The sequence below is a fragment of the Flavobacterium gelidicaeli genome, from assembly GCF_013294005.1.
Taxonomy (GTDB): Bacteria; Bacteroidota; Bacteroidia; order Flavobacteriales; family Flavobacteriaceae; genus Flavobacterium.
This window is the reverse complement of record NZ_JABSNK010000002.1, coordinates 448,921-471,663: the sequence shown is the minus strand read 5'-3', so window position 1 is coordinate 471,663 and position 22,743 is coordinate 448,921. Positions and strand designations below refer to the sequence as shown.

The window sequence follows — 22,743 nt, the reverse complement described above, 5'->3', positions numbered from 1 at the left end:
CTAGCTATGAAATACTTAAAATTTAGTCTCATTGCCTCGAGCTGTGTCCTATCTATGAGTAGTTATGCTCAAGATATTGCTGCCGGAAAAATAATTACTAACAACAAATTAGTTGATTATTTAAAGCCCGAAGTACAACAAGTCCTTGGTGTTGTAAATGCAATAACTGACGCTAAATTAGCACAATATTTTAGAGACAAATTTTCGGAACGTTATTTTTATAATTGGAAAAATAATGACGCCCGTTTCAAAGCGTACGAAGCTTCTTATCCTGACGCGAAAGACGGTCATACCCAACGCGCCTTAGATCATATGGGTAAGTATCCTGCAGTTACCCAATGGAAATTGCCTTATACTTACCAGAACGGCGAGGCCGTAAATGCCTATGCTATGCGCCACTTGGCACGCCAACATAAAATGGTTGATATTGCTTTGTACTACAATTATCAAAATAAAAACAAGGAGTACTTAAACTATTTTAAAAATCAGCTACGATCGCTGAATACCGCTTTAGAAGCCAATAAATATGAAACCATAACAGATGGAAACGGTACTTACGAAGCCTTTAGATCTGGTTATCGAATATTGAATTGGTTGGAGATTCACAATATGTTTTTGGGAGAAAAAGAGTATTCTGACGAAGATCAATTAACGACCATTGCAACCTTGTTACAACATGCTTCTAATCTTTATGAAAGCAATACCGAGTTTGTTCCTGGAAATCACCAAACACGAGGCATGTCTGCCTTAGCGATGCTTTCTTTTTTATTTAGAGATTTTAAAGATTCTGACAAATGGAATGCACGTGCGATGACCATTTTAGAACAGCACTTAACTAAAGAAATTAATGCCGACGGATTTCAGTTTGAGCGTTCGGTACATTATCACATTAGCGATATTGACACTTATTATTATGTGTACCAATTAGCAAAAAATAGCAACATAAAAGTAAGCGAAGTTTGGGAAAACAAACTAAAATCGTTGTTTACTACATTGACTAAAATTAGCTTTCCAGATAAATCAGCTCCTGTTTTTTCTGATGATACAAACGAACCTTGGGCAGAAAAAAATGACATCTCAGGAGCATTAACACTGGGCTACCTGCTTTTCCCAGATCCAGAAATGGGATATTTTGCTAATAATCATGTGGAGGCGGATATGTTTTGGTTTTTGAATGACGCACAATTAAAAATGCTCAGCAATCTCGAGAAGAAAACACCGCAATTTACTTCAGTAGATTTTCCTCAAACTGGTTATTACATCATGCGTCAAGGTTGGAATAAAGACGATAAAATGATGGCTATTTCTAACGGACTAGATCCTGATAAACCAGATCATCAACATGGCGATATGCTAGGAATACAAGCTATGGCAAATGGCCAGGTTATTTTACCCAATTATCAAGTACGCTATTCTCTTAAAGATTACGAGTTTTTCAAGAATTCAATGGTTAAAAACGTGGCTTTGGTTGATGATGAGCTACAAGGAAAAGAGTACAATGGCAATCAAGGAGGAAGTGGTTTTGGAAAATTTAAATCCTTACCACACCCCAAAACGATTGCTTGGAAAACCAACAAAGATCTAGACCTTTTTATAGGAAGTCATGATGGTTTTGAAAACATTGGAGTCCATTATTCAAGACAGGTTATTTATTTAAAAGATGATTTTTGGATTGTGAAAGACAACTTCACTGCAGATAAACCGCACACTTACAAACAAGTTTGGCAAGGACATTACAGTACAGAATTAGCGCCAAAATTACTCCGTTCCTCTTTTAGCGATGGTTCTGGAAGCGATATTTACCAATTGACAACCACAGATTCAGTGGTAACTTCAGGGGCGAGAGGTAAGGAATGGGCTGTGGTTTCTAAAAATAATAATTCTGCTTACAGTTTTATAACCGCAATTGTTCCATTCAAACAATTTGAAGATCGCATAAATGAAGAGATTAGTAATCCTAAATTAAAGGGATGGGCAGTAAACAATTCAAAATGGACAAGTGAAGGGACGCAAGTAAATTCATTATCTAAAGAAAATCAATCGGTTTTTTTTGGAGTTAAAAAGTTAGTTTTTAATACTATTGAACTTAATTTCACCGAGGAAACCGATGTGTTTTTAAAACTCGAAAAAGAAAAGTTAACCATTCAGTCTTTAAACAACAGTGATGTCCAAATGACGTTAACATATGATAAAACAAAGAAAACAGTTGTAATTAAACCTGGAGAAACTATAGAAATTGCCATTAAAAAATAGCGAATATCAATAGCATACATTCGAGATAAAATAAAAAAAACCATAACCATTTATTTGTTTATGGTTTTTTTTGTGCTTGAAGCAAAATCTACTACTCTATATAACTTATATCAAAAAATAGCCTCCCTTATTTTTGTCACTCCCAGCAGAGTCGAGATGCAATAGTGGTCCTCGATAGTAGCCTGTCCTGAGCGACAGTCGAAGGGCTCGAACTGACAATAGGATTGTTTTATGAATAATTTGTTATTATTCATACTTTTTCAAACTAGTCAGCTTCCAATAAAATGGTATACAGAAAATATTTGCTTATATCTTGAACAATTTCTACGATGGTTAATTAATAGTTGTTTATGCTTTTTCGCGGGGCAACTGAAAATGATCTAAAAGTATAAAAAACCATTTTCTTAAAAATTGGTTAACCAAAGATTAAAAAAAACAACCACCACTAGAATAATTACAGCAAATTGTAATCCATTTCTTGTTTTATAGTTATTTTTAGCTTTTTATTCGCATCAAAATTTATGATATTACTTAGAAAAAAATCATACAAAAATCCTATTTCATAAACATTATGTAAAAAAAATAGATAAAAATAAATAAATATGTTTTTTTTGTTGGCTATTAATATTTAATTACAGTTTGCTATTTATTATTGGTTAAAAAAAAGTTAAGTTTGCTTTGTTGATTGGTTAACCAGTTTGGTTATTTAGTTTTGGAACAAAAAATGAGGTTCTATTCCTAAACAAACTCAATCGATATAGTATTGCCAACTGAAAGCCTATTTCAAACTCAAAAAAACTAACAAACAAGGATTCGATTATGAAAAAAACGATTTTAATGTTCCTCCTAGTTTTGTCATCTGTGATGAATGCTCAGAATGATAAAATTAAAATATCTGGAAAAGTACTTGACAACACCGGTCAAGGAATACCTAACGCTACTGTTTCTGCAGATGGAAATAGCGTAGTAACTGATATAGACGGAAAATATGCTATTACTGTAAATAATACAAAATCAATAGTTACATTTTCTTATTTAGGATTTTATTCTAAAACAGCAACTGTAGGAAAGAATACAATAGTTAATGTGACACTGCAAGAGTCTAACAATGTACTTGATGAGATCGTTGTTGTAGGGTATGGAACGCAAAAACGTTCTAGTGTTACAGGATCTGTTGCCAAATTGAAAAGTGATAAAATTGAAAATGCTCCAGTGTCAAGATTAGACCAAGCGATTCAAGGAAAAATTGCAGGTGTTAGAGTTCAAAACATTTCGTCAGAGGCTGGTGCAACTACACAAATCAACATTAGAGGTATTAGTTCTGTTAATGCTGGATCTGGACCACTAATTGTTGTTGATGGACAACCTATGCCTGATGGAATGGGGTCTATTAACAATGCCGATGTAGAATCTGTCGAGGTATTAAAGGATGCTGCATCTGCTGCAATTTACGGATCTAGAGGTGCTGGTGGAGTTATCTTAGTTACCACTAAAAAAGGTAAAGAAGGTAAAACCAAATTCAAATTCAGTAATACAACTGGTGTAAAAAGCGCTTACGAAACTTATGACGTTACGAGCTCAACAGATTATGTTAATCTATTGTACTCAGAGTCCGATTTAAGAATTGCTGATCCTCAATTTTTTACTTATGATAAAAATGGTGTAAGCACAATTAAAACTATTGATAATACAATTGGTTCTTTAGGTAAATTTCAAAGTCAATATGCTATTGAAAAAGAATTATTAGGCGGAGTAGGAACTGACTGGCAAGACAAAGCATTAAGAACTGCTTTTTACCAAGACGTACAATTTAATGTATCAGGAGGTGGTAAGAAAAATACATTTTATATCTCTACAGGGTATCAAAACGACGAAGGATTGATGCTAAAAAGTAACTTTCAAAAATTAAATTTCAGACTTAAATTTGATTCTCAATTAACTGACAAAATTAAAATCAACGTTAATTTAAATCCTTCGAATACGAAAACTGAAAAACCAGCTGCTAACTTTATTGACTTTGCTAGGTTCCCTAGTTTCATGCCTGTATATCATAATCAAACAACTGCTGATTATATAAATGCACAAGATCCTAGTAGAAATATCAAAGTAGGTGATTTTGCTGAAGATGATGATTTTTCTGGAATATCTTATACGAGTATTGATCCACAAGGAAATCCTTACACAGTAACTAACAGCACTAATAACAGACCATTTAACACTTCAAATACCAATCCGATGCGTAATTTAACGCAACAAGATGATAACACCAATGAATTTCGTTTTCAAGGTAGTGCTGGCGTAAACTTTGAGCTTGCTAAAGGTTTGGATTTCAAAACAACTCAAAGTGTATATGTTAGAAATTCAGCTAGAAAACAAACAGGTGAAACGAATGCGGCTAGATTTGGAAATCCAAATTATGCAACTTATACCAACTCGAGTTATTTTGATTTCTTAACAGAGAATACTTTAAACTATAATAAATCTATTGGTGACCATGACTTTACTGCTTTGGGAGGTTTTACTTATGAGTCAACTAATACTAAATCATTAGTAACTGCTGGTACCACTTTTTCAAGTGAAACAATTAGAAACTTGAATTATGCGACCGTTATTTTACAACCGGTTCAGTCTAATATTACCGTTGGTTTAACTTCGTTTTTAGGAAGGTTAAATTATGCTTATAAGAGTAAATATTTATTAAGCGCAAGTTACCGTACTGATGGAAGTTCATTATTTGATGTAGGGAACAAATGGGGAGGTTTCCCAGCCGTATCTTTAGGATGGGTTGTCTCTAAAGAAAACTTCCTTGCTGATGTATCTTCAATTAATAGATTAGCATTTAGAGCGAGTTATGGTGCAACAGGAAACAATGCGATTACTCCCTATTTATACCAAGAAACTTTAAACAGTTCAAATTATGTAAGTGGTACAGGTAATGGTACTGTTAGCACAGGTCTTGCAAATTTAGCTAGTGTTTATAGTAATAAGGACATTACATGGGAAAGAACTTTTCAAACAAATTTAGGATTTGATTTATCTATGTTTAGAAGTAGAATGAACTTAAACATTGATGTTTTTCAATCAAACACTGAAAAATTATTACTTGAAAACTCTGCTTTATTAACAACTGGATCAAGCACAATAATTACAAATGCAGGTAGTTTGAAAAATAGTGGTTTCGAAATTGAACTTTCTACAGTGAATGTAAAAACTAAAGATTTTACTTGGAGTACTGATTTTAACATCTCACATGTAAAAAATAAAATAACCGAATTAGGAGATAAAACATCTCTAATCTCACCTACTATTGATGGTAGAAATGGATTAAATAATTACGCTATCGTAGGACAACCATTGATTAGTTATTTTGGTTATAAAACTGACGGAGTATGGAACAGTACAGCTGATATTAATGCAGCTAAAGCTAATGGTTTATCCTCTACTTTAACAGGCGATCTTGTAGAAGGTGGTTTGAAAATAGTAGATACAAATGGTGATAAGGTTATTGACAGTAATGACCGTGTTATATTAGGAAATCCTTATCCAGACTATACTTGGGGAATAACAAATAATTTCAGTTATAAAAATTTAGATTTAAACTTCACTTTACAAGGTGTTATGGGAGGTGAACTAATAAATGGAGACATTAATTATAATGAAATTAAAGAAAGAGTAACCAATTACATGGGGAATAGATGGGTAAGTCCTAGCAACCCTGGTGATGGAAACACACCTTATTTAACAAACGGAGTAAATCCATTATTTACAGACAACGCAGTTGAAGACGCTACTTATTTCACTTTAAGAGAGGTTTCTTTAGGCTATAATTTTAATGCTAAAAACTTAAAACTATCCACATTAAGGCTTTCTTTAACTGGTCAAAACTTGTTATTCGTAACAAACAATCAATATAGAGGAATTAATATTGAAGCTAGAACATCACAAACTAGTCCGTTAATTGATGGGTATCAAAGAGGTGGATTTCCTATACAAAGAACTATCCTTTTTGGAGTAGAAGTTGGGTTTTAATATAAAATAATTGATATAAAACTGCCTCTTTCAACATACCTTTTGAGGCAGTCTTTAAAACTTTAAAAAAATATAAATATGAAAAATTATATCAAAATAAATAAATTATTTATTTTATTTTCTATGATTTCGTTAGTAAGTTGTTCTGACAACCTAGATATTGAAAATCAAGACAAACCAAATCAGGAAGATTTTTATGTATCTGCAAATGATTTTACGGTTGGACTAAACGGTTGCTATAGTACCTTAAGAGCACCTATTGCTTATGAATGGATGTTAACCGAAGTACGTTCTGACAACACTTATCTTAATAACTATGGAACAACAAACCCTCAAAACTTACAAATTATTAGTAATGATGCGTTTGAAGCACCCTCTTTTGATTTGTTTATAGAACAATATTGGGCAACAACTTATACCAGTATTAGAAGTATAAATGGTTTAACTAAAGCTTTAGGAACTACTTATAATCCTGCATCAGGAACTATTGAATACAGCACGCCTGTTACCCCTTTACCTTTATCAACTTCTGAAAGAAACAGAATTGCTGGTGAAGCGTCATTTATGAGAGCCTACCATTATTTTAATCTAGTTAGAACATACGGTGGTGTATTTTTAATTGATAAAATAGTTACACCAGATGAAGCATTGTCAATTCCTAGATCAAGTGTTCCTGAAATTTACAAATTCATTATAGCCGACTTAAAAAACGCTACTGAAAATTGTACTACAACCAAATTTACTACTACAAGTGCAACTGGCGGATCAGTAACTAAATGGGCTGCCGAAGCATTATTAGCTAAAGTGTACCTTACGTTAAATCAAAAAGACCTAGCATTACCTTTACTTACAGATGTTATCTCAGCAAGTGGACACGCACTTGTTACCGCTGGGACAACTCCTTACAATGATGTATTCTCTTCTACAAATGAATTAAATTCTGAAATAGTTTTTGCAATTCGTTTTAAATCGGGAGCTTTAGGTTACGGTAGTTCATTGTCTAATTTATTCTCAAGTACTACCGATCAAAAAATATCTGGTTTGGTTTACCCAACAGGAACAAGAGGAGGATACAACAATCCAACTCCTGAATTATACAACTCTTATGCTGCTGCAGATAAAAGAAGGGCTTTTAATATCAAAACCAAAACAGCTACGCCCGCAACTAGTCAATTATTTTGGTCAGGTAAACACAATATTACTGTTTCTGTACAAAATGACTCTGAATTAGATTGGCCAGTTTTAAGATACAGTGACGTATTGTTAATGTATTGCGAGGCTGTAGGAACACCTACTACAACAGCATTAAGCTACTTGAATCAAGTACATACAAGAGCGGGTTTAACTGCAATAAATCCTGCAGCTGGATCAGCATTTGAAAAAGCTGTAGCCGATGAAAGAAGATGGGAATTTGCAATGGAAAATCAAAGGTGGTTTGACTTATTACGTTTCACAACAACAATGCCTTCTGTAAACGCAAAAGACGTAATGAAAAATCATTTCTTACTTATGCAACCTTATTACAGCCAGTTTGATAGTCCATCAACTACATCTGAATTACAAGCAAAAGTTGATAATCCAAAATTCGATTTGTCTCCTATTCCAAATGTTGAAATTGTGACAAATACTAAAAATCCAATAACTCAGAATCCTGGTTATTAAGCTATAAAAAAATAATTTTTAGAATTAGTTTCTAAATCCCCAATAAGCCTCGTTTTCCTCGACAAGGTTTGTTGGGTTTTTTTTATCTAAAAAGTTCCGTACATTATAATTAAAATAAGTACCCTAATTTTCATACTATCAGCTTAATAATAAATGCCAATTAAAGCAAATTCCATCTTAGTTAACTAATTTAACAACAAGCATTATTATCGAAAGACAAAACGCTAATAACTACTTTAAATAATAAAAATCAATATGATAGACTGCTTTGAATACTAAAAAAAAAAGCACGCAGATTTTGAAAACTTCAGTAGATCAGTTGTGGTTATCCCATAAAAATCTGTGCAATCTTCGCGTCTTTTATAATTAGAGACCTAGTGATGAATAGTCATAAAAATCAACGTAATGATACCAGTACTACTTATAAACAACACAATTGTCAATTCAAGCGAAGTCGAGAACCAATACTGCATTGATAATATACCTAATGTCAAAAAAACGACACTGAACTATACTAACTCTCAACGCATAACTACAGTTAAATTAGCTTGTTTTTTTGGCTACAGCCAAATTAACACTAAAAAAAAGAGCCTTCAATCATTACGAAAGAAGGCTCTAAGCACAAAAAACTCTAATCAATTATTGGAAAATTTACTACAAGTTAAAAATTCCTATACACTACTGCAACTCTATTCAAGAACGAACTTCATCAGAAACTCAATAAACCACTAATTTGCACCATCAGAAGCATTTCGTTCTCGATAGTATGTAATTCCAGCAGTAACTTATTCACGAACTTTATTGTTTCTAAAAACAGCTTATATCAAGCAATCATAAAACAAATAATCAATTCGATTACTATACTAATTTAATTATATACCTAAAGCTTGACCACCACCAATTTGGATTGTTTCAGCAGTCATGAATGAAGCGTCATTACTTGCTAAGAAAGAAACAACCGAAGCAACTTCTTCTGGCTCACCTAATCTTCCTAATAGAATACTATCTTTCCATGAAGCAAAAACTTCAGGTTTAGTTGCTTTAATTTGAGCATGAAAAGGAGTATCAATTGTTCCCGGAGAAACCGCATTCACTCTAATCCCGTATTCAGCTAAATCTTTAGCCAAAGCCCTAGTAATTGCATTAACACCTGCCTTAGATGTACCGTAGATTCCTGCTCCAGGTCCACCTGCGTTCCAAGCTGCATTTGAAGTATAATTAATTATAGTAGCATTTTCTCCTTTTTTAAGATAAGGAATCGCTGCTCTTGAAGCAAAAAATACTGAATCAAGGTTCAAAGCCATAACTGATCTGTAGAATTCAGTTGTCATGTCTTCAAATCGAGATCTTCCACCTAAACCACCTGCATTATTTACTAGAACATCAATTCTACCATATTTATCACCAATTTTTTTGATGTTTGCGGTTACTTCTTCGTCACTAGTAACGTCAAAACCGTAGTATTCCGCTTTGATTCCGTCAGCAGTAAGTTCTGCCACTTTTTCTGCTCCTTTTTCGTCTTCGATACCGTTCAATATTACTGTATATCCATCTTTACCTAATCTTTTAGCTACTGCAAAACCTATTCCTCCAGTTGCACCCGTAATAACGGCAACTTTTCCTGTTACTGTACTCATCTTAATTTATTTAATAATTGTTTTTATTTTTCTACTGATTTTATTTCTCTTGCAAAATAATATATCGCTCCTAATCCTAGAGGCACGGCTACTGCTATAGCAACGAATATTGGAGTATAAGAGAATTTTTCTTGTATTATTGGAACTAAAAAATTCATAAGTATTACTGAAAATACTCCCACCATTCCAGCTAGTCCCGCTAATGACCCTACTGATTTACCACTAAATAAATCACTTGGCAACGTTTGAACATTACCAATTGCAAACTGGAATCCAAACAGTACAAAGAATACGATAGCAACAAAACGTTCTGGTGAATCACCAAATAGTATGGTAGCTACTAAACCCAAAAACATAATGATTCCACCAATAAGTATCGTGATTTTTCTACCCTTGTCAATCGAATTCGTTTTGGATATTATCAAACCTGAAACGTAACCTCCAGCAATACTACCAAGTGCTGCACCTACATAAGGAACCCATGCAAACATACCAACTTCCTTAACATTAAATCCATAAACATCTGCTAAGTAAAGTGGCATCCAACCCACAAATAACCACCAAATAGGCTCTAAAAAGAAGCGACCTAAGATAATTGCCCATGATTCTCTATGAGCTAAAATTTCTTTCAAACTCAATCCTTTAGTCTCAGCAGTTGCTTCTTGATCAGCTTTACTTTGCCCTTCTAAAATATATTTTTGTTCTTCTTTTGAAATCCAAGGGTGTGTTTTAGGTCCTGATTTATTAATAAGTAACCAAGGAATAATCCATAATATCCCAAAAGAACCAACTACCATAAAAGTAGTTCTCCATCCGTAAGCAACGTATAATGTAGCAATAAATGGTGGTGCAATTACAGATCCTATTGAAGCACCAGCGTTAAACAAACCTTGTGCAAAAGCACGTTCTTTTATAGGAAACCATTCTGCATTACTCTTAACTCCTCCTGGCCAGTTACCCGCCTCAGATAAACCAAGTGTACTTCTAAAAAATGTTAACCCAACTAAGCCGCGTACTGTTGAGTGTAAAAAAGAAGACAATCCCCATACACCAATACTAATTACATATCCAATTCTAGTACCTACACGATCAAATAATTTACCAGAAAACAATTGACCTAATGCGTAAAACACCATAAAAATATTTAAGATCAAACCATAATCACTCTTGGTTAATCCTAATGTTCCTGAAATTGAATTAGGTTGGTCGCTACTTCCCCACATAATAGCCAAAGCACTTCTATCAATATAATTGATAACAGTTGCTAAAAAAATCAGCCCAATAATGAACCATCGTAATCCTTTTACTTTCATTTTACTATTTTTATTTTCTGATTAAAAAAATCAATTTTCGAAACAGATTATCATCTTTATAGAATACCTCTTTTACTTACACTTTATAGCAATATTCATATAATGCTTTAAAATGTTCTTTCATTTTTTGTTTGGCTAACGCTGGATTTTGAGCTACTATAGCATCATAAACCTCTGTATGCTCATTAATTATATTTACGCCTTCATTTTCAATTTTGTTGCAAACGTGAAATTTTTCAAAATTGGTTAAAATCTCTGGTGTAATGATTAACATTAAATCGTTGATTGTACTGTTTCCGCTGGCTTTGGCTATAGCCAAATGAAAAATTAAATCTTCTTGAACAGCATCTTCACCGTTATATACTTTTTCTGAAAAAGCATCCAAAGCATTTTTTATCTTGATCAAATCATCTACTGTTCTTCTTGTAGCTGCTAAACGCACCGTTTTTAATTCCAGTAAAATTCTTGTTTCAACTAATGACTTAAAATCAGATGTACCTAATCTTAGAATATCATCAATTATACCGTTGATCGCTATTTTTCCTATGTTCGCTACAAATGTTCCACTTTGAGGAATTGATTTTAAAATTCCGTAAAATTCTAATTTCTGGATAGCCTCCCGAACCGTCGTTCTACTAATCTCGAACTTTTCAGACAACATTCGTTCTGAAGGAATTTTATCTAGTGGCTCTAAGTTTTTAAAATTGATATAATCCCTAATTTTAGCGATGACAATATTTATGGCTTCTTTATTATCCTTTCTTGATATTACTTCTAAATTCATACGTTTTAAATTAAACTCTGGACTACCAGACTGGTGGGCAAATTGATACAAAAGCAATTGATAATTTAAAAACAGACAAAACCTTAATGCGAAGCTTCAAGAGCATAAATTTTTACCGCTGCGAACGAATTTGGATTTTTTGATTGAAAATAATTTCCAGCTTTAAAATAATTTTCGAAAACACCCCATTTTTTTATACTTGGATTGTCATAAACAAATGTTTCGGAATCATTTAAAGTAACTTCTAACTTACCGTCAGCAACCTTAATTTCTATAGTGAACTTATCAAAATTTACTTTTTCTTTAAAGTTTCTTCCTTTATCATCTATCCAGGCATCTGCTGGCAATAGTTCCTCTAAAGTAGCATCAGAATTTTTAAGCACTTTTGTCTTTACTCTAATCTTTCCTTTGTCCCAATATATTTTTAAAATAGGAGCTGCATTATTGTCTTTTTGACCAATTAATTTGCGTTGCTCTTCTGATAATCTTCCATGAATTTGAGCAACAATGACGCGACTGTATTTTCCGTCTTCTTCTCTGGATACTTTATCAATAGCATACGTAGCTTTCATTCTTCCGCCTTGAGCAAAAGTCCAATTGGTGTTTTTATCACCAATATTGATTGTCTCTCTCAACTCACATCTTGAAAAATGACTATTGGCTGTAGAAGTTCCTGAAGGAAAAGCATAAAACACAAGCGATTTATCTTTTACATCCTCATACATGTACTTATTTGTAGTAATATTAGAAGCAAAATTTAAAATTTCTGGATACTCTAAATCTAGCGTTTTACCTGGTTTTGCAGGATTTTCGGCTGGAGTAGTTACTGCCCAATGTGACAAATCAATATTGGCTACGTTTCCATTCCCTTTTATCTCCTGACCATAAGCAATTATAACTGTTGACAAGCAAGCAAAAAACACAGTTTTAGAAAATTTTAAATTCATTTTTTAAAGAATATCAATAATGACTTAGTATTTTTTAATCTGGTTAACCAGATTGGAGAACCAAATATAGATACTAATTTCTATTAAAAAAAATAAAATATTGTTAATTTTAATTATTACCAAAAAATAGATTTGGACAACCCTTTTTTTATTTTAAAAATTTGGACAAACAACAAGAAATCCGCTAAATAGTATCTAAAATACTTAGCGGATTAATTAACTTATTTAGTTGAGAACTATTTACTTTTTCATGAAATCTTCACGTATTGGACTAAAAACATCAATCAAAACGCCATCAGCCAAACATAATGCACCATGCATTACGTGAGGCGGAATGTAAAAACAGTCACCCCCTTTTAATACTTTTTTATCATCGCCTATAGTTACTTCAAATTCACCACTTACAACATAAGTAACTTGTGCATGGTAATGCTCATGTAAAGGACCAATACTTCCTTTTTTAAAATCTACATTTACCAGCATGATCGTATCGTCATAACCCATGATTTTACGTTTCACACCTTCACCTACTACTTCCCACGCGATCTCATCTCCTATTAAAAATTCTTTACTTGCTCCAAAACTTTGCATATCGTTCTATTTATTTAATTATTGTACTGTACTGTGCTCCAAACCATGAATAGGTTTTACCTTTTATTTCTAATGTATGTTGCTCTTCTATTGCATTATTTGTTATTGCTAAAATAAACAAGCAAACTGTACCATTTTTATTTTCAATAGTTACGGCTACATAATTGTCATCTTCATAAGCTAATTCAAGGTTTACTATGGCACTTTTAGCATTCAATGCATTTTCAGTCACTGGACTATAACTACCATGCGTTTCTATAACATTTACAAAAGTTGCATTTTTGGTTTTCGTTTTACGAATAATAAAACCAGGATCTCTTCGCAGGTTAAAATCAGGGTCATTAGCACCTAAACGAACCAATAACAAATCATCATCAACCTTTGTTGCTGATGTTAACGTATAAAAACTACCGTTGTGCAACCAAGAGAACTTAGTGTTTTCTGCTGTAGCTTTACCTATTCCCTCTTTCCACAAATGTTGGTATCCAAATGATTTCCCTAGAGGCTCCAATACTTTTGGTGTTTCGTATTTAAAATTTGCCGAAATCATTTGTCCTAAATAATAAAAAGGCAAATCATATTGATTTTCGGTATCTGACTTTACTTGAAAAATATCTAACAATAATGGTTTTTCATATCCTTCAGTGGTTAACATAACCATTGTACGGTGCATTTTAGTTCCCGGATAGGCATTGTCTTCAATAGCGCTTATCGTTTGTAATTTTGGATTATTCACATCATACAAATATTTTTTAGACGAAAACAAATTACCTTTTTCAAAATCACCCTCAAAATGTGAAACTTCATTTTGGATAATTGTATTGTGCGCAATAGTTTGTTTTGCCCAGGTACCATTTTCTTTTAGATAATTACCACCGCCTTTTTGTTCGATATTTACAAATCTAGACAAACCGTAATCTTGCAACACCTCATCACTGTTATTGTAATAAGAAAAAGACAATTTATCAAAATGCCCATGACTAGAACCTTGAGCAGCATATTTCATAACTAAAGTCAGCTCATCATCATTAATTTTATCTCGAATAATAGCCACTCCACCTTGTTGACCATCAGAACCGTCAGATAAATCGATTGATTTTTTCACAAATGGTTTAGCCAAATTATTTTTAATTGCCAAAGCCACAGCCATACCTGAATTATCTAATTGTACACGCCCCTGTTTTTCAGCAATAGACAACAACGAAGGATCTCTACCACCATACAAATACGCAATATCTACTGCCGAAACTAATTCTCTTGAATAGTAAGACATTCCTTTTTGACCATCATTTAAAGGAAAAAACTCTCCATTAGAATTGGTTAAATTCAACAAGGCATAAACTGATTTATTTAGGATTCCGTTTTTATATTCAAAAATCTTCAAGTCGGGTTTAGTGTTTTGTAATGCTTCTGCAAAAATCATAAAAGGATACATCGCATAGCGTTGGTAATACGGCCCTTCATTATAATATCCGTCAGGAGAAAAAGGCTCATCAACATTTGCTAGGAAACCTGTTTTTTGACCTTCTTTTTTAATTAATCCGCCATCATTATCTTTCATTCCTGCTTTTAAACCATCCTCTTTCAAACCATGCAAAGCTCTTTCTAACAATTCAGCATCATTCATTACTAATGCAATCATCCCTACAGCAACATTTCCCCAAGTACTGTGATTGTGTACACGGTTGAAAAATTGAGGGGAACCTACCGAAATAAAATCAGCAAAGGGTTTGAATAAATCTTTTTCTAGAACAGCTCTATCTTTAGCACCTATAAAATCATAAACACAATCATAAGCTTGACTAGTATATACCAACCAATTGGAATCATTAAGTGCCTGCCAGAATAATTTACCGCGAGCATAAGAACGTTCCTGAGGATGTAAAGGTAACGTAGGATATAATTTAGCGTAAGCCATCAACATCTCTTTGACATAGACTGCGTATTTTTTATCTCCAAGAATTTGATACAAAACACCCGCTTTTTGCATCATTAAAAAATTCTTTTTATGACGCTCATGTGTGTAACCCCCAGAGAAATCTTTGGGCACTGGCACTAAAATTCCCAATGCTATTTCGGCATCTACTTCTTTTTTAACCTCAGCTACTGATGCGTCAAAAAGAGGTACTTTACCTAAATTTGATTTAATTTCTTGAACTCCTTTTTTAGTTAATACTAAACTAGGATGCCCCTGAGCCATTCCGCTTTGGAATATTATTAAAAGTAATCCTAGAGAAAGCATTTTTAACCAATCTATTTTCTTAGAAATCATCATTATTTTGTTGTAATTATTACATTGTTACACGAAACAATATTATTGGTTTACCAATTTGGTTTCCCAAATATATTATTAATTTTTAGAAATAAAAATAAATACCCAAACTTTAATCTTTTTAATGTAAATAAAACAAGATAAAATAGTTAAAATCATAACATAACTTAAATACAGTGATTTAGATCAAAATAAAAACAGATTCAATACAACTTAAGCGTTTTTTATCCTTAAAAATGATTTTATACCAATGAAATTAGCTTTAATAAAAAATATTCGCATTATAAATATTAAAATAGGTATTTACACGTTATATCAAACACAAAAGCAAATCAATTCACATTAATCGAGTAAACTACTATGTCAAAAACGTTGAATCGTAGAAAACTTTTTAATCTAGTATTAAAGAGTTTCAAATCAAATTTACCCAAAGGAGACCCTTTATTTGAAAAGTATTCCAGAAAAGTATTTAATGGTAGAAAATACCAAAGCGCAACTAATTTTAACAATAGACTTACCGATAGAGTTGCACCTGTAACTAGTGGCTTGAACGTTTATTCAGGCACTTGGGGAAAACAAGAAGCAATTCACTTACTCAAGAGAACTGGTTACGGATTTAAAAAAGTTGATTTAGACAGTTTACTTACTATGAGTATGACTGATGCTGTGAACGGAATTTTAGCTGTAGATACCACTGCTCCTGCTCCTCCCGTAAATGCTTATAACAATTACTCACCTGATGAAAACGGACTAGCTTATGGTGCCGATTGGACTAATGACCCATTAGAAAGAGGGAAATTCAACACTAATTCAAGAAGAATAGACTCACTAGAGCAATGGAACCTTGGACAAGCTTGTAATCAAGACCGTACAATCAAGGAAAAAATGACCTGGTTCTGGTACCATTTTATCCCTGTTGATTTTGAAACAGTACGCGCAGCTCCTTTTCCAAATTCAGGAACTAATTCTGCTCGAATATCGCATACCTACATAAAGATGTTTAGAGACAATCCTACTGGAAATTTCAAAACACTTATTCGCACCATGGCAACACATCCTGCCATGATGTATTACTTAAATAATCACGCCAACACAAAAAAATCTCCTGACGAGAATTTTGCAAGAGAAATCATGGAGTTGTTTACATTAGGTAAAGGTCCTTTGAGTAAATACACAGAAGTTGATGTTGTTCAAGCTGCAAAAGTACTTAGCGGATGGCGTGTAGAAGATTTAGATGGCGCAATACCAGTGACTAATTTTGATGTAACAAATCATGAAGAAAGCGACAAACAATTCTCTGCTTTCTTTAATAACACTATCATCAAGAATTCAGGGGCTACGGAATTAGACGAGTTCATTGATATGATCTTTTCTAAATCACAAGTAGTGTCTGAATATATTTGTCGTCGTCTTTACCGTTATTTTGTTTACTATGACATTGATGACACTATAGAATCAACAGTTATTGTTCCATTAGCTAAAACTTTTGCCGCTAGTAATTGGGACATCCTACCTGTTTTAGACCAACTATTTAAAAGTCAACACTTTTACGACATGGCAAATAGAGGTGTTTTTATCAAATCGCCATTTGATTTAGTTATTGGAAGTTTACGAACATTCAACCTACCTTATAATGTTGCCGATGCTACAAATCTTGAAGCACAATACAGAGTGTGGCATTATTTTAATAATACAATTTGTACTGGTTTAGAACAAAGTATAGGTAAAGTACCTAATGTTTCTGGCTGGGTCGCTTATTATCAAAACCCTTCTTTCCATGAATACTGGATCAACTCCAGTACGACTCAAAAAAGATTTGACTTCTTAAACCGCCTTTTTAATGGATATAACCTTACTTACAATGGATTAACTACGCGTATGGAAGTAGATTTAATTGCTTTTGTACAACAATTTGATCCTGCTATATGTGCTGATCCTGATTTATTAGTAGCCGAATGTATTACTTACTTACTTCCAATTGACTTGAGTACTGAGCAAAAAGATTTAATTAAAATAGAGTCTTTATTATCTAACCAAGTAACTAATTATTACTGGACAAGTGCTTGGAACTCCTATTTAAGCGACACATCAAATACTACAAACAAAAAAACAGTCCAAACAAGGATAAAATCATTACTAGTTACTATTACCCAGCTAGCTGAATACGAATTAATGTAAATAATAAAGAGATGAAAAGAAGAAGTTTTATAAAGACAAGTGCTATAGCTACCATCCCTTTAGCGTTAAACGGTATTCCAGTAATGGCGTCCTCAATGTTAGAAAGCAACTCGCTTGAAACCCTAGCAACAGCAGCGGTTAACTGTGGGAAAATTTTAGTAATTATACAAATGAATGGTGGAAATGACGGACTAAATACTGTTTTTCCTCTTGATAAATGGGAGAATTTAAAAAATGCCCGATCTAATATTTTAATGAATCAATCTTCGGTTTTACCGTTGTCTAACAATACAACTACTGGATTGCATCCTGGTATGCCAGAGATGAAAAACTTATACAATGAAGGTAAATTGATGATCGTTCAAGGCGCATCTTACCCAAATCCTAGTTACAGCCATTTTAGAGCTACTGACATTTGGTTCACAGCATCAGATAGTGATAAAAATTTAAATAGCGGCTGGTTAGGAAGGGCCTTAGACAAAGTATACCCTGAATTTCCTGTGGGATATCCTAATAGCGATATGCCAGATCCATTGTCAATTCAAATAGGTTCAACTTTGCCGTTTTCATTGCAAGGTCCCAACATCAATATGGGTTATAATGCTCCTGATCCTACATCGCTTTTAAATGTAATTAACCAAATTACAGACCCTGCTCCTAATTCAGATTATGGTACAGAGTTGACCTTTTTAAGATTAATGAAAGATCAAAGTAATGTTTACCGCGCAGCAATCCAAAAAGCCTACAACACCCCTCAAGCACAAACGGCAACTTATCCAACCTCAAATAAATTAGCAGACCAATTAAATATTGTCGCAAAACTTATCAATGGTGGGTTACAAACACCTATATATATTGTAAATCACCCCAATACTTCTGATTTACACAGTGCGCAAGTAGAAGCTTCAGACAAAACGAAAGGATCTCACCGAGAAAATTTGAGCATCTTATCACAGGCAGTTGGTGCTTTCCAGAAAGACTTAGAGTTAATGGGTAAGGAAGATTTAGTAACTGGAATGACTTTTAGTGAATTTGGTAGACGAATAAAAAGTAATGCTAGTTTAGGAACTGATCATGGTGCAGCGGCGCCGGTGTTTTTCTTTGGAGCAGCACTAAATACGAGTCCGTCAGCAGTAAAAGGAACAGACGAACCAGTAGCTGGAATGATAGGAAAATCACCCGACTTACCTATGAATGCGGCAGTAAACGATCAAGTTGAAATGCAGTTTGACTTTCGTCAAATATATTCCTCGATTATGCAAGATTGGTTATGTATGAGTGAAGCGCAAGCAACAGAAGTGCTAGGAAACAGTTTTGCAAAAATTCCTATTTTTAATACCAACCCATTAGACACTAACCCTATAGAAGGCGGTAACTTCATGACGATTTACCCTAACCCAACTATTGATCACGTAGTAAATATTCGTTTTGGAGAATCGTTAAAAGGGTATATTAATCTAAAGCTTTACTCCATGCTAGGATCACTGGTTTACAAAAACGAATTTAGCGTTGACGGAACATTCTTAACTGTTACTCTTGACAATGCTTTAGCAACAGGAATTTATATCTTACAAGTTGAATACAATAATAGTAAACACAATACAAAATTGATTATTTCATAAAACACTAAAAGGTGTAGCATTATAATTATGCTACACCTTTTTATTTCATTTGAACAATGATTAATTTAAACTACGCTCTTTTTATCTCGTGCCCTACAAACTCTTCTAAAGTGGCAAACATAGCATCTACAGAAAGTACTACAGTATCTGGATGAGATAGTAGAAAGGCCGCATTTAGTTGTACTAAATTTTCTTCAATTTCGAAAAAAGTATCGCTGTTCATCACGTCTCTTACCGGATTTACTCCTTCTAGTTTTCCTTTAAAAAATTTCTCTCTTTTTACAGAGCTCATTAATTTCACCTTCTTGCATTGTTGCTGGAACAACTCCAAATGCTTCTCAGCGCCCAACAATTGTAAACCTTCTTCTATCAATTCATTTAATTCTGTGTTCCATTTTGAATTGTACACAAACTGAGCAAAATTTCCTTCGGTGTATTGTGAGGTATAATAATCCAAATAATAACTCATTAATGCATCTTCATGAATTAAATCGTCGTCGATTTTCTCCTCACGCATTAGGTTGATTACTGATATATTAGAGTTGATAATGTCTTGTGGGTTTTCGCTAGTAGCGGCCGTTTCTGAAATAATTATTTTTCCGAATTCCATTTGAATGTTGTTTAATGAATTGATGACAAATTTCGCTTATTTACTACAGATTTTATACAGATTAACGCAATTTTTTTAGCAACATGTCATTGCAACCAAGGAAGCAATCCCAGCATGTTGCTTTACTAAATTAAAGAAACCTATTGCTCGCTATTCTTTTGTTGATTCATTTTAGTAACAAGCGCTTTTATGCGTAATGCTTTTTCTTTCTTTTCTTCCTGCAGTTTAGCTTTCTTACGATTAAGCAGTTTAGTATGCAAAGCTTTGTTTTTAGTGTTTTTTTCGGGTCCTTTTGCCATGATTATTTTTACTAATTTATATAACTAACTATTAAAATACGATCAACCCAATAATCTTCTAAAGAAATTTTTATTCTTTTGCTTATTAATATCATTATGCTGCCGTGCAACCATATCAAATTTTTTCATTTTCTCCTTGATCTCATCTAGCCATTCATTTAATCCATCATTTTTTTCTTCTTTTTCACTGTAACTGTTGTATTCGGAAATCTCAGATTTAACTAAATTGAATTGATCTTCCAAATTTCTTCGAATATACTCACTATAATAGTCAAAATTGCTTTGAGATTTCTTAATAGTATTATCCATTATTATATCCTTAGTAAATTCATTCCAATCTTCTAAATAATCATGATTTACTAGCATATAACTTGCATATGCAATACATACTCTCCTAAAATTCGGTTTTTCGACATGGGTAAGTACAAAATTAGACTTGTTTTTTTCTCCAAACATTTTGAAATATCTCTCTTCTGCGCTTTTATACGAGCCAAATGAAATCAAGTTTGTTTTCTTTTCAAAATCAACTTCAATAATAAAGTAATTATTTGATAAATTACTTAAGCTGACCCAGTCCTTTCTTACTTGTAAATGATTTTGAACAAAGACTTCATTTAATTTAGGGTAAATATTATTTTTCTTGTCAATCTCGATTATTCTTATCTTATCTTTAATTGTTAAAGTACTTTTCCTTGACAGTAGAAGTAGAAACTCTTCAAATTCATAGCTTTTTTCACCTTCTTTTATCTTTAAGTTATATAATATATCTATCATTTCAACTAATGATGCCCACTTATGAGCAGTAACAGTACGTAATTGAATCTCAATTAGTTTACTACTATCAATTGGGCTTTCTATATAGAGATGGTAACCCCTGTAACCATCTTCTTTTGCTTCATCTAAATAATTATTAAAATACTTCACATTAAATACTGCATTGAATTTTTGAACTAACCCAATTAGTGCTTCATCACTATATAATAACACTCGACAACCAGCAACATCCCCCATATTACCCAAAGCCATAGTCGGCTGCCTTTTTATTTTAGATAGAATTGATTCAATTCTCTTAATTCTAAATGAGACAATACTGTCACTTCTCTCCTTCTTACTTAAATTAGAAATCTGATTAAAAACACTAGCTAAGTCAGCTTGAAATGAGGTTCTGTAATTTTGTAATATTAATAAATCTTCGTTTGAAATTTCACCTTGATTTTGAATAGTTTTTCTAATATTCCTACCAACCTTATTAACCTGCGTCTTTGTCATTTACCTATGATTTGATTTGATAGCTGAAATATTCAACATAAATTTTATTAATACTCAAATATAATAATAAAGAGAATTTGATAAACGACTTAATCACTTTATATAAAAAGAATGTCGTTTTACTGAGAAATTGTTTAATTACATCTTTATATGTAATCCAAAACCCCTTGTAAAAACCTCAAAAGTATCTAGTCAAATTTGAGTTTTAATTAAATTTCAAAATTTCTACAATGGATCTACTATTAATTTAATTGCTCAGCTCTTATATCTTTTAATTCTTGATAGTGATAGAATAAATTATTTAGTAAAAGCATTACACAACGCACATGGAACTCGACGTGTGTTTATAGTTTGTTATAAATAAAGGGTATTGTCACATTTATTAGAAGGATAAAATAATTTTTTAACCAGTTAGTAAGATATTTTCAACTGATTTGAAAAAGTTCTAATATAAAAATTAAAAAACATTATCTGATGGTCAAACCTTTACAGAAATACCGAGAAATTTATCAACTATCGCGAGTCATTGCTATTAGTTTTTGTCCCAAATAACACTATATTTACGTCTTGAAAGCAGTTCGCTCTGCCATTACTACGGGCGTAGTTCAAGGGTAGAATAGCGGTCTCCAAAACCGTTGATGGGGGTTCGAATCCCTCCGCCCGTGCAAGCAAGATTTAAACAATAAAGTCTAAGGATTATTCCTTAGACTTTATTATTTAAATCAAGAAACGCTGATACACTTAATGCAAACTCTGCACATAATAAATAAGTAAAGAACGTAAAGAAAAATTGATACGCAGCTACCTAATCTACACGCCTAATTATTTGATATGCTTTCGTTTTAGCATTTTTCTTGTATCTTATTCTCTGATAAAAATAAAATAGCATACCACCTATAAAATACAGCGAAACATCAAGCCAATCTGAAGTATACCTAATATTGGTTTTAGGTAAATAATATTCGAAAAATACTGCGTAATAACTTGATAGAATGAAGATAAAACCAAAAGGTAGTTTAAACCGAGGATCATTCTTAAGTTTTCGAACAATAAATGTCAATGCTCCCAAAACTAGCGGCATACAAAGCAAATCATTCAAATAGTTATTCACTACTAGCGGCAGAACGATTGTCAACTTTTGTAATACGTAGATACTAGCAGCAATAACCAACATAATAATGTAGAGAATTTTAGAAAGCATATAAGTTGGTTGTAGTTTCAAACTAAAATAGTTAATAAGTGCCAACTCTTTTAAGTAATACAAGTTGGATTGTTGA

At 32.8% G+C, this 22,743-nt stretch carries 15 protein-coding genes and 1 tRNA gene; 6 read left to right on the top strand and 10 right to left on the bottom strand.

What is annotated here, in order from left to right; genetic code table 11:
• Positions 1–6: 6 nt before the first annotated feature.
• The 3 genes from HNP99_RS04700 (at position 7) to HNP99_RS04690 (ending at position 7,944) form a co-directional block, all read left to right on the top strand.
• On the top strand, positions 7–2,253 hold the full coding sequence (locus HNP99_RS04700) for a heparinase II/III family protein (RefSeq protein ID WP_173851785.1): 2,247 nt from the start codon (positions 7–9) through the stop codon (positions 2,251–2,253).
• Between the two features lie 837 nt (positions 2,254–3,090).
• Positions 3,091–6,282 carry a SusC/RagA family TonB-linked outer membrane protein gene (locus tag HNP99_RS04695; protein ID WP_173851783.1) on the top strand — a complete coding sequence of 1,064 codons (3,192 nt, stop codon included), beginning with the start codon at positions 3,091–3,093 and terminating at the stop codon, positions 6,280–6,282.
• Positions 6,283–6,360: 78 nt separating this feature from the next.
• On the top strand, positions 6,361–7,944 hold the full coding sequence (locus tag HNP99_RS04690; RefSeq protein WP_173851781.1) for a RagB/SusD family nutrient uptake outer membrane protein: 1,584 nt from the start codon (positions 6,361–6,363) through the stop codon (positions 7,942–7,944).
• 872 nt (positions 7,945–8,816) lie between these two features.
• Here the strand turns inward: HNP99_RS04690 and HNP99_RS04685 are convergent.
• The 6 genes from HNP99_RS04685 to HNP99_RS04660 form a co-directional block, all read right to left on the bottom strand.
• The gene (locus HNP99_RS04685; RefSeq protein WP_173851779.1) at positions 8,817–9,581 is read right to left on the bottom strand and encodes an SDR family NAD(P)-dependent oxidoreductase; all 765 of its coding nucleotides are present in this window, start codon (positions 9,579–9,581) and stop codon (positions 8,817–8,819) included.
• Positions 9,582–9,604: 23 nt separating this feature from the next.
• Positions 9,605–10,894: an MFS transporter gene (locus tag HNP99_RS04680; protein WP_173851777.1), complete on the bottom strand. Its 1,290-nt coding sequence runs from the start codon at positions 10,892–10,894 to the stop codon at positions 9,605–9,607.
• Positions 10,895–10,970: 76 nt separating this feature from the next.
• On the bottom strand, positions 10,971–11,678 hold the full coding sequence (locus tag HNP99_RS04675; RefSeq protein WP_173851775.1) for a FadR/GntR family transcriptional regulator: 708 nt from the start codon (positions 11,676–11,678) through the stop codon (positions 10,971–10,973).
• A gap of 83 nt (positions 11,679–11,761) precedes the next feature.
• The gene (locus tag HNP99_RS04670; protein ID WP_173851773.1) at positions 11,762–12,625 is read right to left on the bottom strand and encodes a polysaccharide lyase family 7 protein; all 864 of its coding nucleotides are present in this window, start codon (positions 12,623–12,625) and stop codon (positions 11,762–11,764) included.
• A 240-nt stretch (positions 12,626–12,865) separates the two neighbouring features.
• Positions 12,866–13,216, bottom strand: coding sequence for a cupin domain-containing protein (locus HNP99_RS04665; RefSeq protein WP_173851771.1), 351 nt, complete (start codon positions 13,214–13,216; stop codon positions 12,866–12,868).
• Positions 13,217–13,226: 10 nt separating this feature from the next.
• A complete protein-coding gene (locus HNP99_RS04660; RefSeq protein WP_173851769.1) occupies positions 13,227–15,488 on the bottom strand; it encodes an alginate lyase family protein in 2,262 nt (753 codons plus the stop codon).
• A gap of 360 nt (positions 15,489–15,848) precedes the next feature.
• Here HNP99_RS04660 and HNP99_RS04655 point away from each other — a divergent pair, with 360 nt between their 5' ends.
• Positions 15,849–17,666 carry a DUF1800 domain-containing protein gene (locus HNP99_RS04655; protein WP_173851767.1) on the top strand — a complete coding sequence of 606 codons (1,818 nt, stop codon included), beginning with the start codon at positions 15,849–15,851 and terminating at the stop codon, positions 17,664–17,666.
• Positions 17,667–17,677: 11 nt separating this feature from the next.
• The gene (locus HNP99_RS04650) at positions 17,678–19,288 is read left to right on the top strand and encodes a DUF1501 domain-containing protein (protein WP_173851765.1); all 1,611 of its coding nucleotides are present in this window, start codon (positions 17,678–17,680) and stop codon (positions 19,286–19,288) included.
• Positions 19,289–19,358: 70 nt separating this feature from the next.
• On the opposite strand, the gene HNP99_RS04645 is transcribed toward HNP99_RS04650, so the two are convergent.
• The 3 genes from HNP99_RS04645 to HNP99_RS04635 all read right to left on the bottom strand — a co-directional run bounded on the left by HNP99_RS04645 (position 19,359) and on the right by HNP99_RS04635 (position 21,466).
• The gene (locus HNP99_RS04645) at positions 19,359–19,898 is read right to left on the bottom strand and encodes a DMP19 family protein (protein ID WP_173851763.1); all 540 of its coding nucleotides are present in this window, start codon (positions 19,896–19,898) and stop codon (positions 19,359–19,361) included.
• A 140-nt stretch (positions 19,899–20,038) separates the two neighbouring features.
• Positions 20,039–20,197 carry a hypothetical protein gene (locus HNP99_RS04640; protein ID WP_173838925.1) on the bottom strand — a complete coding sequence of 53 codons (159 nt, stop codon included), beginning with the start codon at positions 20,195–20,197 and terminating at the stop codon, positions 20,039–20,041.
• A 42-nt stretch (positions 20,198–20,239) separates the two neighbouring features.
• On the bottom strand, positions 20,240–21,466 hold the full coding sequence (locus HNP99_RS04635; RefSeq protein WP_173851761.1) for a nucleotidyltransferase family protein: 1,227 nt from the start codon (positions 21,464–21,466) through the stop codon (positions 20,240–20,242).
• A gap of 594 nt (positions 21,467–22,060) precedes the next feature.
• On the opposite strand from HNP99_RS04635, the gene HNP99_RS04630 reads away from it, so the two are divergent.
• Positions 22,061–22,131: transfer RNA gene (locus HNP99_RS04630), tRNA-Trp, on the top strand.
• Between the two features lie 140 nt (positions 22,132–22,271).
• Here HNP99_RS04630 and HNP99_RS04625 read toward each other — a convergent pair.
• On the bottom strand, positions 22,272–22,688 hold the full coding sequence (locus HNP99_RS04625; RefSeq protein WP_173851759.1) for a hypothetical protein: 417 nt from the start codon (positions 22,686–22,688) through the stop codon (positions 22,272–22,274).
• Positions 22,689–22,743 lie beyond the last annotated feature (55 nt).

What these genes read in the sequence shown, in the direction of transcription:
- HNP99_RS04690 (WP_173851781.1), top strand. Translation starts at nt 6,361, where the DNA reads ATGAAAAATTATATCAAAATAAATAAATTATTTATTTTATTTTCTATG.
- HNP99_RS04670 (WP_173851773.1), bottom strand. Translation starts at nt 12,625, where the DNA reads ATGAATTTAAAATTTTCTAAAACTGTGTTTTTTGCTTGCTTGTCAACA.
- HNP99_RS04635 (WP_173851761.1), bottom strand. Translation starts at nt 21,466, where the DNA reads ATGACAAAGACGCAGGTTAATAAGGTTGGTAGGAATATTAGAAAAACT.
- HNP99_RS04660 (WP_173851769.1), bottom strand. Translation starts at nt 15,488, where the DNA reads ATGATTTCTAAGAAAATAGATTGGTTAAAAATGCTTTCTCTAGGATTA.
- HNP99_RS04700 (WP_173851785.1), top strand. Translation starts at nt 7, where the DNA reads ATGAAATACTTAAAATTTAGTCTCATTGCCTCGAGCTGTGTCCTATCT.
- HNP99_RS04650 (WP_173851765.1), top strand. Translation starts at nt 17,678, where the DNA reads ATGAAAAGAAGAAGTTTTATAAAGACAAGTGCTATAGCTACCATCCCT.
- HNP99_RS04680 (WP_173851777.1), bottom strand. Translation starts at nt 10,894, where the DNA reads ATGAAAGTAAAAGGATTACGATGGTTCATTATTGGGCTGATTTTTTTA.
- HNP99_RS04685 (WP_173851779.1), bottom strand. Translation starts at nt 9,581, where the DNA reads ATGAGTACAGTAACAGGAAAAGTTGCCGTTATTACGGGTGCAACTGGA.
- HNP99_RS04645 (WP_173851763.1), bottom strand. Translation starts at nt 19,898, where the DNA reads ATGGAATTCGGAAAAATAATTATTTCAGAAACGGCCGCTACTAGCGAA.
- HNP99_RS04675 (WP_173851775.1), bottom strand. Translation starts at nt 11,678, where the DNA reads ATGAATTTAGAAGTAATATCAAGAAAGGATAATAAAGAAGCCATAAAT.
- HNP99_RS04655 (WP_173851767.1), top strand. Translation starts at nt 15,849, where the DNA reads ATGTCAAAAACGTTGAATCGTAGAAAACTTTTTAATCTAGTATTAAAG.
- HNP99_RS04665 (WP_173851771.1), bottom strand. Translation starts at nt 13,216, where the DNA reads ATGCAAAGTTTTGGAGCAAGTAAAGAATTTTTAATAGGAGATGAGATC.
- HNP99_RS04640 (WP_173838925.1), bottom strand. Translation starts at nt 20,197, where the DNA reads ATGGCAAAAGGACCCGAAAAAAACACTAAAAACAAAGCTTTGCATACT.
- HNP99_RS04695 (WP_173851783.1), top strand. Translation starts at nt 3,091, where the DNA reads ATGTTCCTCCTAGTTTTGTCATCTGTGATGAATGCTCAGAATGATAAA.